13 protein-coding genes and 2 pseudogenes are annotated in these 14,177 nt (G+C 61.5%); 8 read left to right on the top strand and 7 right to left on the bottom strand.

Features of this window, described 5'->3' with window-relative positions; translation table 11 throughout:
* Positions 1–301: IS30 family transposase (locus D9X30_RS14705; protein WP_153946827.1), on the top strand; the 301-nt coding region annotated here is incomplete at its 5' end.
* 249 nt (positions 302–550) lie between these two features.
* Here the strand turns inward: D9X30_RS14705 and D9X30_RS14700 are convergent.
* The 7 genes and pseudogenes from D9X30_RS14700 to D9X30_RS14670 form a co-directional block, all read right to left on the bottom strand.
* Positions 551–1,103: pseudogene (locus D9X30_RS14700) on the bottom strand (Hsp20/alpha crystallin family protein).
* An 89-nt stretch (positions 1,104–1,192) separates the two neighbouring features.
* Positions 1,193–1,600 carry an Hsp20/alpha crystallin family protein gene (locus D9X30_RS14695; protein WP_153950308.1) on the bottom strand — a complete coding sequence of 136 codons (408 nt, stop codon included), beginning with the start codon at positions 1,598–1,600 and terminating at the stop codon, positions 1,193–1,195.
* A gap of 16 nt (positions 1,601–1,616) precedes the next feature.
* A pseudogene (locus tag D9X30_RS14690) lies at positions 1,617–2,058 on the bottom strand (Hsp20/alpha crystallin family protein).
* A 338-nt stretch (positions 2,059–2,396) separates the two neighbouring features.
* Positions 2,397–4,019 (bottom strand): chaperonin GroEL, encoded by a 1,623-nt coding sequence (gene groL, locus D9X30_RS14685; RefSeq protein ID WP_153950309.1) that lies wholly within the window; start codon positions 4,017–4,019, stop codon positions 2,397–2,399.
* Between the two features lie 106 nt (positions 4,020–4,125).
* Positions 4,126–4,452 carry a co-chaperone GroES gene (groES, locus tag D9X30_RS14680; RefSeq protein ID WP_153950310.1) on the bottom strand — a complete coding sequence of 109 codons (327 nt, stop codon included), beginning with the start codon at positions 4,450–4,452 and terminating at the stop codon, positions 4,126–4,128.
* Between the two features lie 170 nt (positions 4,453–4,622).
* Positions 4,623–5,252, bottom strand: coding sequence for a diguanylate cyclase (locus D9X30_RS14675; RefSeq protein ID WP_153950311.1), 630 nt, complete (start codon positions 5,250–5,252; stop codon positions 4,623–4,625).
* A gap of 545 nt (positions 5,253–5,797) precedes the next feature.
* On the bottom strand, positions 5,798–6,400 hold the full coding sequence (locus D9X30_RS14670; RefSeq protein ID WP_153950312.1) for a DUF6036 family nucleotidyltransferase: 603 nt from the start codon (positions 6,398–6,400) through the stop codon (positions 5,798–5,800).
* Between the two features lie 1,182 nt (positions 6,401–7,582).
* Here D9X30_RS14670 and D9X30_RS14665 point away from each other — a divergent pair.
* From D9X30_RS14665 to D9X30_RS14635, 7 genes are all read left to right on the top strand, one after another.
* Positions 7,583–8,986 carry an LLM class flavin-dependent oxidoreductase gene (locus D9X30_RS14665; RefSeq protein ID WP_153950313.1) on the top strand — a complete coding sequence of 468 codons (1,404 nt, stop codon included), beginning with the start codon at positions 7,583–7,585 and terminating at the stop codon, positions 8,984–8,986.
* Positions 8,987–9,005: 19 nt separating this feature from the next.
* Entirely contained in the window at positions 9,006–9,551 is a 546-nt protein-coding gene (locus tag D9X30_RS14660; protein ID WP_153950314.1) for a carboxymuconolactone decarboxylase family protein, read from the top strand.
* A gap of 36 nt (positions 9,552–9,587) precedes the next feature.
* A complete protein-coding gene (locus D9X30_RS14655) occupies positions 9,588–10,832 on the top strand; it encodes an ABC transporter substrate-binding protein (protein WP_153950315.1) in 1,245 nt (414 codons plus the stop codon).
* Between the two features lie 62 nt (positions 10,833–10,894).
* Positions 10,895–11,602, top strand: a complete 708-nt coding sequence (locus tag D9X30_RS14650; protein WP_228771143.1) for an ABC transporter ATP-binding protein — start codon at positions 10,895–10,897, stop codon at positions 11,600–11,602.
* On the top strand, positions 11,599–12,411 hold the full coding sequence (locus D9X30_RS14645; protein WP_153950317.1) for an ABC transporter ATP-binding protein: 813 nt from the start codon (positions 11,599–11,601) through the stop codon (positions 12,409–12,411). The genes D9X30_RS14650 and D9X30_RS14645 overlap by 4 nt, the downstream gene beginning before the upstream one ends.
* The gene (locus D9X30_RS14640; RefSeq protein WP_153950318.1) at positions 12,408–13,268 is read left to right on the top strand and encodes a branched-chain amino acid ABC transporter permease; all 861 of its coding nucleotides are present in this window, start codon (positions 12,408–12,410) and stop codon (positions 13,266–13,268) included. The genes D9X30_RS14645 and D9X30_RS14640 overlap by 4 nt, the downstream gene beginning before the upstream one ends.
* Positions 13,265–14,134 carry a branched-chain amino acid ABC transporter permease gene (locus D9X30_RS14635; RefSeq protein WP_153950319.1) on the top strand — a complete coding sequence of 290 codons (870 nt, stop codon included), beginning with the start codon at positions 13,265–13,267 and terminating at the stop codon, positions 14,132–14,134. Before D9X30_RS14640 ends, D9X30_RS14635 begins: the two co-directional genes overlap by 4 nt.
* Positions 14,135–14,177: the final 43 nt, after the last annotated feature.

Genomic DNA, 14,177 nt, shown 5'->3' with positions numbered 1-14,177 from the left:
CTACGACCAGGGCAAAGAGATGGCGCATCACGCGGAGTTGACCAGGCGAGTCAGTATCGAAGTGTTCTTTGCCGACCCGCACAGTCCGTGGCAGAGGCCAAGCAACGAGAACATGAACGGACTGGTTCGAGAGTATCTACCGAAGGGCGACGATCTATCGGTCTTCTCGCAGGGGTACTTGAACAGAGTCGCGAAGGCGCTGAACTATCGGCCTCGGGCGGTTCTCGACTTCGCCACTCCCGCCGAAGCCATGGCCGAAGAGATCAACAAATTACGAACTGGTGTTGCATCTCAGACTTGAAACCGCCTCAGAAAGTCGATCTGCCATTCATCTCTGTGCAGAGTGCGCTCACGATCATGGGGACGGTGAATCAATTTGACGGAGTAAAACACTACGAAGCACGAGAGAGTGAAACACCTCGGCGAAGGCAATCGCTGATATCCGCCTTCGCCGAGGCCTTGCGACGTGCCACACTTATCGGAACGGCGGCCCCGATAATTGGACTGAACCGGCGGCGTAAGTTCTCGCTTGTTATGCCGCGGAACACAACTACTGAATTTCAATCTTTCGAACCGACGACGAAGGAGGGTCTGTTTTCTTGAAGCGCATCGTCAATACGCCGTTCACAAACCGTGCATCGACATGGTCAAGATCCAGTCCATCCGGTAAGGGAATGCTCCGCATAAAGGTGCCGTATGCCCGTTCCCGACGGTAGCATCCGTTTGTCCTGCCTTTTCTCTCCGCGGAGTACCAAGGCGCCATCCTCGATGGTCGTGTGCACCTTGCTACGCTCCATTCCTGGAAGTTCGGCCGTAACCCTGAGGACATTCCCATCGTCGACGACGTCGATACGGGGCTGGAAACGAGGTGAGCTGTAGTCGCCGAACCATCGATCCAAGCCCGTAAAGCTTGCGAACGGATCATGTAAAAGTCCCCCCATTGCCCGCCAGGGCTCTCCCGAAAAAAACCGGGACATATCCGGCCACTCCGGCACAAGACGGCTAGGCGTCGTGGTTTCCGTGGCTCCGTTGACGCCCGTCTCGTCGGCCGAAAATTTGCGAAGAAACTTGAAAGGATTCCACTTTCCGACTTCGGTTTTCATCTCGGACTCCTGATATTCATGGTGAGATGACCTTGCCGGGGCGCCACATGCATCCCGGCACGGAATGTTCCTCGGCTGACGCCAAGCGTCTAAGCCCGGTTGATCGCGATGCGTCGCGGCCTCGCTTCCTCACGCCGAGGGATAGTCAGCTTCAGCACGCCGTCTTGCAGCTGGGCGCCTATCTGGCCGGCATCCAAATCCGGGCTCAGCGAGAACGACCTCGCAAAGTGAGGCTGGCGGATTTCCGCATGTTGCAAACGAAGCTCCGAGGGCGTGGGCACCACCGCTTGCCCTTCGATGTGCAATGCACCGCCGTTGAGACTGACCTGCAGATTCTCGCGGCTTACGCCGGGGAGGTCAGCCCACACGGTCACGCCGTTGGTATCCTCGACAATGTCCACTGCAGGGATCAAGGTGACTTGTCGCGCGCCGTTCTCATCGGAGCGTTGCGTCACAGCACCATCGTTGCGTTGCGCAAGCTGGGTGTTGTCGTTCATGGCAGCCTCCTTGTCGTTACTGAACGGTAATCGCACGCGGCCGCGACGCCTCGCGCTTACCTACGCTCACTGACAAACAACCGTTGGCATATCGTGCCTGGACCTTGTCCGGATCAGCGGCCTCGGGCAGTTCAATTACCCTTCTGAACGTGCCGACAAAACGCTCCTGCGCGTAATGCCGCGACTCTGGTGAATCGTCTTGCCAGAGCGGGCGTCGTTCGCCGCTGATTGTCAACAGTCCACGGTCGATGGTGACTTCAATGTCTTCCTGCTTGAGTCCGGGAGCAAAAGCAACGATCTCGATCGAGTCGTCGGTTGCCCCGATGTTGATGGCAGGAAAAGCGCTCTGAGCGCCCGGCGCGGATGCTGGAAGGGAAACCGCCGAACAGACTCGTCATCTGCCTTTGGAGACGATCAAGGTCGTTGAACAGGTCGGTTCCGAAGAATGCGTCAGTCATGGTCGTGTCCTCCTGTACAGCGCAGCGAGGAGTTTGGGGCATTACGCGCTCCCATTCACCTGCCCTCACTGCTGGCAAACAAACAGAAACACGCAGCGCGACATCGCGACTGCCTGAGCGGAAACAAAAATAGCAACAGAAAAGTACGATTCAAGTGTCTTGCGAGACACATTCTCGCCCCCCCCCTCGAGTCGCGCGTTAAGCGATTGCGAGAGAGCGAACTCGATGCGATGTAGCGACGAGGGCCAGCCATCGAAGGGAGGCACCGCGCGGCGTAAGTACCGCGCGGTGCCACAGCGGATTGCACCAGGCAAGCCCAGCTCAATCCCGCGGACCCTTTAATAGTCGAAGTCTGGTGCTGGCGCCGTCGCCGCTTTGTCTTCCTTAGGCGCATCCGCTACCGTGGCATCCGTCGTTAAGATGAGGCCAGCAATCGACGCTGCATTTTGAAGCGCTGTTCGCGTAACCTTGGTGGGATCGACGACGCCCAATTCGACAAGGTCGCCGTATTCCCCGGAGGCTGCGTTATAGCCGAAAGCCCCTTTGCCTTCGAGGACCTTTGCGACTACCACCGAGGGCTCGTCCCCGGCGTTTGCAGCGATGACGCGCAACGGCGCCTCGAGGGCTCGCTCGACGATACGAATGCCGGCCTCCTGGTCCGCGTTCGCGCCCTTCAGTCCGGAGACCGCAGTGCGCGCGCGCAACAACGCCACGCCGCCACCGGGTACGATGCCTTCCTCTACCGCTGCGCGCGTGGCGTGAAGCGCGTCATCGACGCGATCCTTCTTCTCCTTCATCTCGACCTCGGTTGCTGCACCGACCTTGATCACCGCGACACCTCCAGCCAGCTTTGCCACCCGTTCCTGCAGCTTTTCGCGATCGTAGTCGCTCGTCGTATCCTCGATCTGCACCCGGATGGATTTCACCCGCGCCTCGATTTTCTTGGCGTCGCCGCCGCCGTCGATGATGATGGTGTCCTCCTTACGGACCTCTACGCGCTTCGCCCGGCCCAGGTCTTCGAGTGTGGCCTTCTGCAACTGCATGCCGGTTTCCTCGGAGATGACCGTGCCACCGGTCAGGACCGCGATGTCCTCGAGCATGGCCTTGCGGCGGTCTCCGAAGCCAGGAGCCTTCACCGCCGCAACCTTCAGGATGCCGCGCATCGCATTCACCACCAATGTCGCAAGCGCTTCACCTTCGATGTCCTCGGCAATAATGAGCAATGGCTTTCCTGCCTTTGACACCGCTTCGAGGACAGGCAATAAGTCTCGAATGCTTGAGATCTTCTTGTCATGCAGAAGAATTACGGCATCATCCAGATACGCCGCTTGTTTCTCCGGGTCGTTGATGAAGTATGGGCTCAGATATCCGCGATCGAACTGCATGCCTTCCACCACATCCAGTTCGTTCTCGAGCGATTTACCATCCTCGACTGTGATCACGCCCTCCTTGCCGACCTTCTCCATCGCCTCGGCGATAATCTGCCCGATCGAGGTGTCAGAGTTCGCGGAAATGGAACCGACTTGCGCAATCTCGCGATTGGTCGAGATTGGCTTGGATTGCTTGCGAAGCTCGTCGAGCACCGCCCCTACCGCCTTGTCGATCCCGCGTTTCAGGTCCATGGGGTTCATGCCGGCGGCCACGTGTTTCATGCCTTCCTGCACAATGGACTGGGCCAGCACGGTAGCGGTAGTGGTGCCGTCGCCAGCGACATCAGCCGTCTTGGACGCAACCTGCTTGACAACCTGCGCGCCCATGTTTTCGAACCGGTCTTTCAGTTCGATCTCTTTGGCGACGGACACCCCGTCTTTCGTAATCGTCGGCGCACCAAAGCTCCGTTCGATCAGCACATTGCGGCCCTTGGGACCAAGTGTTACCTTCACGGCGTCCGCCAGAACGTTGACGCCTTTGACAATGCGCGAGCGCGCGCTGTCATGAAATTTGACGTCCTTTGCACTCATTTTCCAAATACTCCCGAAAGAATGTTGGTCTGGTCGGGACGCGACTGTGCCGCGGATGCGGCGTAGTCCGCGTCCTGTGGATGCGTTGAACCTTGGTTTGTTTGGGTCAGGCAGCCTGCAAGGGCCGCGAGGCAGTATCCGCCTCAGCGTCGAGAACGCCCATGACGTCTTCCTCCCGCATGACGAGCAGCTCTTCCCCGTCCACCTTGACGGTCTGCCCGGCATACTTGCCGAAGATCACCTGGTCTCCGACTTTCAGCTGGAGCGCGCGCTGCGTTCCATCTTGGAGCAGCCGGCCAGTGCCGACCGCTACGACTTCGCCCTGTTCGGGCTTCTCGGCGGCGTTGTCAGGAATCACGATGCCCGAGGCCGTCGTCCGCTGCTGTTCGATTCGCTTGACGATAACCCGGTCGTAGAGGGGACGAATCTTCATTTTCATCTCCTGTGCGATAACAGATCACCAAAAAAAGAATCTGACTCATCGGCTCGGCAACAACGTCGCCTATGCACCGAAAGTCTGCCAATGGCTGGCAGCGAGCGAAATAGAGGCAGTTTCCGAGCTCTTCAAGAGCGCACGCGAACGCCAATATGTAACAAAATGTTTCAACTCAGTACGATGCGGTCTACCCTTCCGAGGCGGTAGACCGTGCGTGTACCGGGCCCAGAACGCGGTAACGGGCGAATGGGGCACGGTGGGTGCCTGCCACCGTCGTTCTGAAGCGAGTCATCCGGTTCGCGCAGTTCCCGCCAAAGGCCGCCCTTTACCGGCCGGAACAGCCAGCGTACATAGCCCCTATTCGCCGCCATATGCATCAATGCATCTCGGTTGGCGCCTTCGTCAATTAGGTGTTCCTCCGCACCGCCCTCCGCATAATCGCCGAACGCTTGACGGCAGGCCAGCGCTTCCCGGGCCGAGGCGCCAATGACGCTGCATGGCCTTCGTTCAATTCGCTCCAGTTCCCAAGCGCCGAGTTGCCACGCGGCGTCAATGAGCGAGGCCTCCATTGCTTCGAACTCCCGCCAAGGCTGGTGTAGTTCGATCGCCGACGCTGGCACCGGACGGTGAGGAATTTCGACGCCTGGGAGTGCCAGGGGCGTTGTACGCCTGAATCCATGCCAATGCAGGATGGCAAGCACCGGCGTGTTGACCCCCGTAACCACCGATACGGACACGGCGAATAGAGGCAAGCCCACGGCGTCGAGTTGTTCGGACACCATATCGAAAACGTCCATCACATCTCCTGTTGCGTATCATTTAGATGTTTTGGATTGGCGAAACGACTCATGCCATCCAAGCGCAGTTTATAGCGGCTCTTCTGCGTACAACGGCCGCAGTGCCCGTCAGTTTTCCGGCAAGGAATCCGGGCACGGCGATCTGCCGAGCGCTTTGATCGGCCGTTTAAGGGCTGCGCGGACCCGATGATGAGTAGCCGGGCTGTCGCCGACAATTGCGGGATTTTTTTATCGCGGATCGCCTGACGCGATGAGGGATGGTCGAAAGCGGGGGGCCCGCTCGAAAGAAAAGCGCGCGCTGCTCGCTTTGATGAATGGTAATGAACATGGCGACCTCAGCACAGGGAAATACTACGAAACCGGTGAGCTCGTCCGAGCGGAAAAGTTCTAGCTAATCTCCCGAGCGATTTCCAGACCGATCCGAACTGCCGCGGCCGGCCATTCTCTTACTATCTCCCGGAGGGAGAATTGGAGGCCCCACAGTGAGGCGTCGCAGAGCAAAGATAAAACGCAAGCGAGCACCGAATGCCCGCCACCGGCGGCACTTAGTGTTTTGGCCTGTTCACCGACTTGCCCGCGTCCATTGCACGCTCTTCATCCTGAGCTATGGCGACGGCATCCCGGAGGTTCGCGCGTAGCATCTCAATGCCTCCGACATACCCCCCGAGGGCTTCAGTTGCTCGTGCCTCGATCTCCGCTGCTGACGTCAGGCCTTCCGACACCAGCGCGCGAATATCTTCCCGGTCGTTATCGACTAGGCGAGCGATCTTGCTGACGGCTAGATCGGTCGGTGACAGGACTCGCACGCGGATTTGCTTGAGACCAAGGTCCACCGGAATCGAGTCCTCCTGGTAGTCCTCGTGCCTCAAAGCGAACTTGGGGTTGTAGTTCGTGTCTAGGTAAATCGCTTGTGTGACACCGTTCTCGAGCTTCACGTCCACGAGTAAATCCTGCGGAAGCATCACCCGCCTGGCGAACTCGGCGTCGACGTCTGTAGTCACCCGCCTGGCTGTGTACAGGTGAACAGCCATTCCGCCCGCCAGGTACACAGTCAGGGGCTTTTGCAGCGACAGCCGCGCTTCGAGTTGCGCCATCAAATCTCGAAGGCTCTCAGCGAGAGCAGTGTGGGTGTAGAAGCCGTTGGACATATCAAGCGTGGCGCAGACGCATGGTCAACATGTCCCGGAGACGCGGAACACTTAGGACCCAACCATTCCGAACAACGTCGCCACTCGCTACGAGGTCAGTGGGATGCTGGCTGAAATAGGATTCGCTTACGGCCAAAAGCCTGTCCGCCTCTGACGGCATCCGGGGACGAAGGACCATTGAGGCGAGCCGGAAAACGTTGGCTTCGCGTTGATCGGCAGCACGCCCCAGCTCACCCCTTGCGGCTGCTGCGCAGCGGCTTAGTAAGATTTGCTCAACATCTCTGGACGACATTGCGTTACTCCGATCGGAGCCGGGACGGATTCCCCATCGAGATCACTTTACCGGTTTATATTGGCATTCTCAAACACTCGAATGCCCACTCGTGACGAGTGCCTTATCAATCACATAGCACGCATTATGCTAAATGATTCGCAGGCGCCCAGTTTCCTCACTGCGTGATACTCGAGTGCCGATCTGCGGGCTCGACTCCGCCACGGCTCGCGTGGCCGAGGTCAATTAGATCCAGCTTTCTCCGATGGCAAGTACGGAGTCCAATCGCCGGTGCCTGGAAAAGCCCCCCTCCCGTCTACTCGCCTTTCCTCTTAGCCAAAGAACCTAAAACCGAACGGCAGGATCTTGCGTCACCCGTGACGCGAGATTGCGCTCCCTAACGGAGGTATCGTTCCCACGCGGCAATACGCTCGGACTCGGGCACGTCGCATGATGGACTCTAATCATCCAGGAAAGGCCTTAACGCTCTTGTATGTCTGTTGGCCCGACGATCAGCTGCTTTAGGATGGTGCCCGGCAGCGCCACCGGCGCAAACGACTTGACTGCGTCATACGGCAGCTTCGGATTGCAGCGGGCGGCAATGGCGTGATCCTGCAAATGTCCGCAGAACTCTGCAGCAGCAGGAAAACGTGCGCATGAACCGTCAGCAACCAATGGTCTTCGTCCCCCGTCAGAAGCTCCTGGCCGGCCGCGCGCCAGGCATCGGTGCCACCATAACGCATATGGAAAGGCCACCATGACGTCTACGCAATGGAGCTACCCGACCTCCGCCTCACAACGATCAACGCATAAGACTATGCAAAATCCGCAGTTCCCTTGAAGCCTCGGCGTGGCACACAATCGGTCGCTTGCCTTCGCCACACCGCGCCGCAATCGCGCCCGCATTCAGCATGACCCGCCAGATTCGCCTCAACGCCTTCACGATGAACTGCGTCGTCCATCTTGCCCCAGGGCAATGGACGAATCCGGAGGACCGGTCAGCGGCTTACTTGCATACGCATCACTGGGTAGAGCTCGCGCAACTGCTGGAAGCAGGAAAATTTGACGCGCTGTTTCTTGGCGATATCACCGGCATCTATGATGTGGCCGGCGGCTCGCCAGATGCGGCGTTGCGCACGGCCGCGCAGGTTCCCATGAACGATCCCGCGCCATTGATCCCGCTGATGGCACACGCCACCCGGCATCTTGGGTTCGGCGTAACGCTTTCCGTGTCGTACGAGCATCCGTATCTGCTCGCCCGACGGCTGACCACGCTCGATCATCTGAGCCAGGGCCGGGTGGCGTGGAACATCGTCACATCCTACCTCGACAGTGGCGCGAAAAGCCTTGGCCAGGACGGCCTGCGCGCGCATGATGCCCGCTACGATCGCGCCGACGCGTATCTCGATATCTGCTATCGGCTGTGGGAACGCGCGTGGGAAGACGGCGCTGTGGTACGCAATTGCGAGACCGGCGTCTACGCGGATCCGGCACGCGTGCATCGCACCACCTATCAGTACGACGACCTTCGGATCGACGGCGTGTTCCAGTGCGAACCCTCGCCGCAGCGCACGCCACTGCTGTTCCAGGCAGGCGGCTCGGATCGCGGCTCACGTTTTGCGGCGCGCCATGCCGAGTGCGTCTTTGTCGGCGCGCCCACACGCGAGGGGCTGCGCCGCACCGTTGCCAAGCTGCGCGACGCATTGCGCGCTGAAGGGCGAGACCCGGACAGCGTCCTGATCTTCGCAATGTTTACAGTAATCGTGGACGAAACGGCGGAAAAAGCGCACGCTCGTCACGCCGCTTACCGGGATCGCGTGAGCTACGAAGGCGCACTAGCCCTGCTGTCCGGCTGGACCGGCATCGACCTGAGCCGCTACGCGCCTGACGACACGCTCGACTACGTGGACACCAACGCGGGGCAATCCGCGCTGGCGTCGTTCAGCAAACTCGATCCGAACAAGACCTGGACGGTGCGCGATGCCGTGGAATTCGTCGGTATCGGCGGTCGCGGTGGCCTGGCCGTTGGCGACGCACAGCAGGTGGCCGACGAACTGCAGGCCTGGATGGCGGACACCGGCATCGATGGCTTCAACCTGGCCTCTGTCGAAATGCCACGCACGTTCCGGGACATCGTGATCCATCTTGTGCCCGAACTGCAGCGCCGCGGCGTCTACAAGACCGCGTACGCAGACGGCACGCTACGCGAGAAGTTGTTCCACGCTGGGCCGACTCTGCGTGCGCCGCATGTCGGGTCGACGTTCCGTCGCATCACGTCACCAGCGTCGGTCGGCGTTGCCGCTTTCACGAAATAACCGTCTCCCCGGAGTCACCATGCCTCGCGTCAGCGAAATCTCTCCCAATACCTTCGATCCGGCGCGCCGCGCACTGTTCGACGCCTTCACCGGAAACGGCGCTCATTTCGCCGATCAGTTCTCGGTGCTAGCCCATGTGGGTCCCGCAGTCGATCATCTTCCGCAGTTGCTGCTGGAACTGAAAGCACGCAATGGGGTGTCCTATCGCTATATCGAGATGGCCATCGTGGTCGTCTCCCTGCTCAACGACTGCGAATACTGCGTGGCCAATCACGCGCCGCGGCTGGCAGTGGAAGGGATTAGCGAAGCGGGCGCGCGCAAGCTGCTCGACTACGTCGATCACCCCGAACTGTCGGACATCGACAAGCTCGTCGTCGAATACGCGATCGCTGTCACGCAGCAGCCACAACGCATTCGCGACCACGTGTTCACGCGGCTGCGCGCACATTTCAGCGAGGCACAGATCGTTGAGCTGACGCTGCGCATCTCGCTGTGCGGCTTTTTCAACCGCTTCAATCAGGCACTGCAGATTGGCGAAGACGCCACCGCGGTACATCCGGCCTGACGCACCCCTTTTTCCATTTCGTCCGTCTTCATTCGCATGTCTGACATTTCGTCGCTTATCTCGTTGCAGCGCCGCGCGTGGCTGCGCGCCGCTGGCGTCGGCGCGGCCGCCCTGGCCCTGCCCACCCTTTCCCTCGCACAGGACAATGGTCCGATCCGAATTGGCATCCTCGCACCGCTGAGCGGCGGTGGCGGTGCCTATGGTGCCGGCATGGCCAACGCCGCGCGCAAGGCCGCCGACTACATCAACAGCCAGGCCGGGGGGCTGCTGGGCGGCCGCAAGATCGAGATCCTGGTCGAAGACGACGAAAGCAATCCGACGGCAGGTGTTGCGGCGGCGCGCAAACTGCTTGACGTTTCGAAGGTGAACGCGATTGTCGGCGTGTGGAGCAGCGCCGTGGCCATGGCCGTCAAGCCGCTGACGATCGAGCGCGGCGTGCCGTTGTTCGTGACCGGATCGGGCGACGAAGTCACGCAGGGCGACAACAAGGGCTTGGTGTGGCGATTCCAGGCGCGCGGCAGCGATTGGGGCACGGTGTTCGCGCGCGCCGCCGCGAAGGACGGCGCACACAAGGCATCGCTGCTGGTGCTGCAGACGCCGTTCACGCTGAGCATGGTCGATCCGTTCGTCAACACGTTTAAGAAATCGGGCGGTCAGATTCTGGACGTCGTCTACTACAACCCGAACCAGCCCTCCTACCGCGCCGAAGTGGAAAAGGTGTTCGCGCGCAAGCCTGATGCGGTGTTCATTCCCAGCTACCTGCCCGACCTGTCGGCGATTTCGCGCGAGGTGTATCGCAGCGGCTTCAGTGATACGCGTCTCTACGCCAACTCGTCCGCCGCCGACGCCGAAGGAGCGTTCATCAAGAACGTAGGCAAGCAGGTGGCCGAAGGCATCCACCACATCCAGTCGATCCCGCCCGCCTCGTCCACGGCGTACAAGACCTTCGCGCGCGAAGCCGGCATTCCGTCAGGCACGCTCGCCATCTTCCCGTCGAATGTGTGGGACGAAATCTCGGTGCTGGCACTGGCCATCGAAGGCGCCGGCAGCGCCGACCCGAAGGTATTTGCGAAGGCGATCCTGCCCGTGGTTAATGGGCCTGGCAAGGCAGTGGAGAATCCGGTGGACGGTCTGAAAGCCATTCGCGCAAAGCAGGCCATCGCCTACAGTGGTGCGGGTTCGCAGTTCCAGTTCACGCCGACCGGCGATCAATTGAATCGCGAGTACGGGCACTTCGTGATCCGCGACGGCGCCAACCATCTGGTGGACGTCCTCAAGTAATGCGTAGTGCTGCCACCCTGTCAGCCACGTCGCTGAACATTGCGTTCGGCGGCCTGCGCGCGTTGGACAACGCCACCCTCACCCTGCAGCCTGGACGCATCACCGGCATCATCGGGCCCAACGGCGCGGGCAAGTCGACGCTGTTCAACGTCCTTGCTGGTGTGCTGCGGCCCGATTCCGGGCGCGTCGCGCTGGGCGATGTCGACATTACAGCGCTGCCCGTGCATCGCCGCGCCCGCCACGGGGTGGCGCGCACCTTCCAGCTTGCGCGCGAGCTGGACAGCCTGACGGTGCTAGAGAACCTGCTGCTGGCCGTGCCGGCGCATCCCGGCGAGCGTTTCTGGAACTTGCTGTTCGCGCGTCGGCGTGTGCAGGCGGCCGAACGACAGGCCATTGATCGCGCACGGAGGCTGCTCGAACGGGCGCGGCTCCTGCCGCTGGCCAACCAGCTGGCCGGCGGCCTGTCGGGCGGTCAGAAGAAGCTGCTGGAGTTGTGCCGCGCGCTGATGGCCAATCCGTCGATCGTCCTGCTGGACGAGCCGGCGGCGGGCGTCAATCCGGTGCTGGTGGAATCGCTGGGGCGTTTCATATCCGATCTGCGCGACGAGGGCATGACCTTTGCGCTGGTCGAGCACAACATGGACATGGTCGCCGCGCTGAGCGATCACGTCTACGTCTTCGCGCAGGGCGCCGTGCTCACCGAAGGTAGCTTCGCCGACGTGACGGCCGACACGCGCGTGCGCGCCGCATACCTCGGGGAAATCGTATGACCCTCGCCCTGCAACTGGACGGGATTAGCGCGGGCTACCACGGCAAGCGCATCATCCACGACGTCTCGCTGCACATCCCGGCGGGCGGTGCCGTCACCGTGATCGGCCCCAATGGATCCGGCAAGTCGACCCTGCTGAAAGCCGTCGTCGGCCTGCTGCCGCTGGCATCGGGCACGCTGACTCTAGGCGCGCGCCACATCGGTCCGCTCGATGCGCCAGCACGCACGCGGCTGGGGATGGGCTACGTACCGCAGGAACACAATGTCTTTCCGAACCTGAGCGTGCTGGACAACCTCAGGCTCGGCTGGGAAGGCGTGCAGGGCAACCGGCCCGATGGAGACCGGAGCAAGGGCCCATCACAACGCGCGCATCTTGACGCCGTGCTAGCGCTGTTCCCCGAAATCGCCACGCGGCTGGGAACCGCTGCCGGCCTGCTGAGCGGCGGTCAACGCCAGATGGCGGCCATGGCTGCCGCGCTGATGCAGCAACCCTCTGTGCTCGTGCTCGATGAACCTTCCGCGGGACTGTCACCGCGCAACGCCGCGCTGCTGTTCGAACGCATCGCCGACGTACGCCGTACCGGCGTGACCCTGTTGATGATCGAGCAGAACGTGCGGCTGGGACTCACGGTCGCCGATCACGGCGTGGTACTTGTCAACGGCCACGTACGAAGGCAGCGTCCCGCGCAGGCGCTGCTCAACGACGATGATCTGCCGCGCCTTTTCTTCGGCCACGACCCCGAGGCACTCACTGACGCTGACACTGACACTGCTTCAGCCGACACTCCCGATAGCACCGTTCCCGCATGATCCAGACTTTATTCAACGGCGTGGTTACGGGACTGTTGGTCGCCCTGCCCGCGCTGGCGCTCGCCCTGACGTTCAGTGTGCTGCGCTTTGCCAACTTCGCCATCGGCGCCATGCTGACTGCCGGAGGCTACATCGTCTACGCGTTCAATGCCGGCCTTGGTTGGCCGCTGCTGCCGTCGGCGCTGGCCGGCGCCGTCCTCGGCGGCCTGCTCGCCGTACTGGTCGATACCGTCGTGTACCGGCGATTGCGCGATCGATCGGGCGTGACGCTGCTCGTCGCCAGCATGGGCGTCGCATTCGTGCTCGAGAACGCGGTCCGTTTCATAGCGGGCAACGCCGCCGTCGGTTATGAGGTGGATCCCGCGCGCTCACTGCGTGTGGCCAGCTTGCGCATCAACCATGAACAGTTGCTGATCGCGGCGGTGAGCCTGTTCGCGCTGCTGGCGATATGGGGCCTGTTGCGGCTGACATCGCTGGGGCGGGCCATGCGCGCCGTGGCGGACAACCCGTCGCTGGCGGCCGCGCGCGGCATCGTGGGTAATCGCGTGATCGGCATCACATGGTTCATCGCGGGCGCGCTGGCGACGGCTGCCGGCACGCTGATCGGGCTCGATGCCACGCTGGACCCGCAGATGGGCTGGAACTACGTGATCCAGGTCTTTGCCGCAGCCATCCTCGGTGGTATCGCGCATCCGATGGCTGCCGTGTTTGGTGCGCTGGCGCTGGGCGTGATCGCCGAACTGGCCACGCTGATTCTCCCGCCTCATTACCGGCCGCTCATCGCGTTCGCCGTGCTCACCGCCCTGTTGCTGGCGCGGCCCTGGGGCGTTTTCGGCACGGCCCGCATTGCAAAATGACAACCTACCTAACCTCCATCCTCGTGCTGGTGTCGATTGCCGGCATCGCCGCGCTGTCGCTCAATCTGCAATGGGGACTGACCGGCATGGTCAACTTCGGGCTGTTCGGGTTCTACATGCTGGCGGCCTACGTGTATGCGCAACTGGCCGCCACGGGCGCATCGCCCTGGCTCGCGCTGGCCGGCGCGATTGCCGTCAGTGGCATCGCCAGCGCGTTGACCAGCCTGATCTCGATGCGGCTGGCCGACGACTACCTGGCGATCGTGACGTTGGCGTTTGCGGAATGCCTTCGACTGATCGTGATCCACGAAGACTGGCTCACGCGCGGCAGCTTGGGCATTGCCAACATCGCGCGTCCCGTGGCCAATGACGGCGCCTTCCTGCTGCTGGCGCTGGCGGCATTACTACTGAGCTTCCTGCTCCTGGAAACGATTTCCCGCTCGCCGTTGGGACGCGCCGGGCGCGCCTTGCGGGACGATCCCCTCGTGGCGGCCACGCTGGGCAAGGACGTGCTGTGGCTACGTGTTCGCCTGTTCGGCATCGGCGGCGCAGTCACTGGCGTGGCCGGCGCGCTGCATGCCGCCTACTACCAGTACATCGATCCCACGCAGTTCGGGCCCATTATCACGGCCTATGCGTTCATGGGCGTCATCATCGGCGGACGCGGCAGCAATCGTGGTGTGCTGCTGAGCGCGTTTACGGTGATCCTGTTGCTCGAAGGTACGCGCTTCCTGAACGACCAGGTCGGCTGGATGACGCCCGCGCAACTGGCGGCGCTGCGGCTCATGTTGATCGGGATCGCGCTTATCGGAGCCTTGATAGTGAGGCCCGCTGGATTGTTGGCGGAGCACCGACTGAAGGTATAACTCTCGAGACCGCTATTAGCCGTCGAGGTCGTGTGTATCCACG

It is taken from the genome of Cupriavidus sp. U2, from assembly GCF_009663685.2.
Taxonomy (GTDB): domain Bacteria; phylum Pseudomonadota; class Gammaproteobacteria; order Burkholderiales; family Burkholderiaceae; genus Cupriavidus; species Cupriavidus necator_C.
The sequence above is the reverse complement of the archived record's forward strand: the minus strand, read 5'-3'. Positions and strand labels throughout refer to the sequence as shown.

Excerpts from the sequence above, each read along its gene's own strand:
- groES (WP_153950310.1), bottom strand. The coding sequence starts at position 4,452 with ATGAAGATTCGTCCCCTCTACGACCGGGTTATCGTCAAGCGAATCGAA.
- D9X30_RS14675 (WP_153950311.1), bottom strand. The coding sequence starts at position 5,252 with ATGGACGTTTTCGATATGGTGTCCGAACAACTCGACGCCGTGGGCTTG.
- groL (WP_153950309.1), bottom strand. The coding sequence starts at position 4,019 with ATGAGTGCAAAGGACGTCAAATTTCATGACAGCGCGCGCTCGCGCATT.
- D9X30_RS14645 (WP_153950317.1), top strand. The coding sequence starts at position 11,599 with ATGACCCTCGCCCTGCAACTGGACGGGATTAGCGCGGGCTACCACGGC.
- D9X30_RS14660 (WP_153950314.1), top strand. The coding sequence starts at position 9,006 with ATGCCTCGCGTCAGCGAAATCTCTCCCAATACCTTCGATCCGGCGCGC.
- D9X30_RS14695 (WP_153950308.1), bottom strand. The coding sequence starts at position 1,600 with ATGAACGACAACACCCAGCTTGCGCAACGCAACGATGGTGCTGTGACG.
- D9X30_RS14670 (WP_153950312.1), bottom strand. The coding sequence starts at position 6,400 with ATGTCCAACGGCTTCTACACCCACACTGCTCTCGCTGAGAGCCTTCGA.
- D9X30_RS14665 (WP_153950313.1), top strand. The coding sequence starts at position 7,583 with ATGACCCGCCAGATTCGCCTCAACGCCTTCACGATGAACTGCGTCGTC.
- D9X30_RS14635 (WP_153950319.1), top strand. The coding sequence starts at position 13,265 with ATGACAACCTACCTAACCTCCATCCTCGTGCTGGTGTCGATTGCCGGC.
- D9X30_RS14655 (WP_153950315.1), top strand. The coding sequence starts at position 9,588 with ATGTCTGACATTTCGTCGCTTATCTCGTTGCAGCGCCGCGCGTGGCTG.
- D9X30_RS14640 (WP_153950318.1), top strand. The coding sequence starts at position 12,408 with ATGATCCAGACTTTATTCAACGGCGTGGTTACGGGACTGTTGGTCGCC.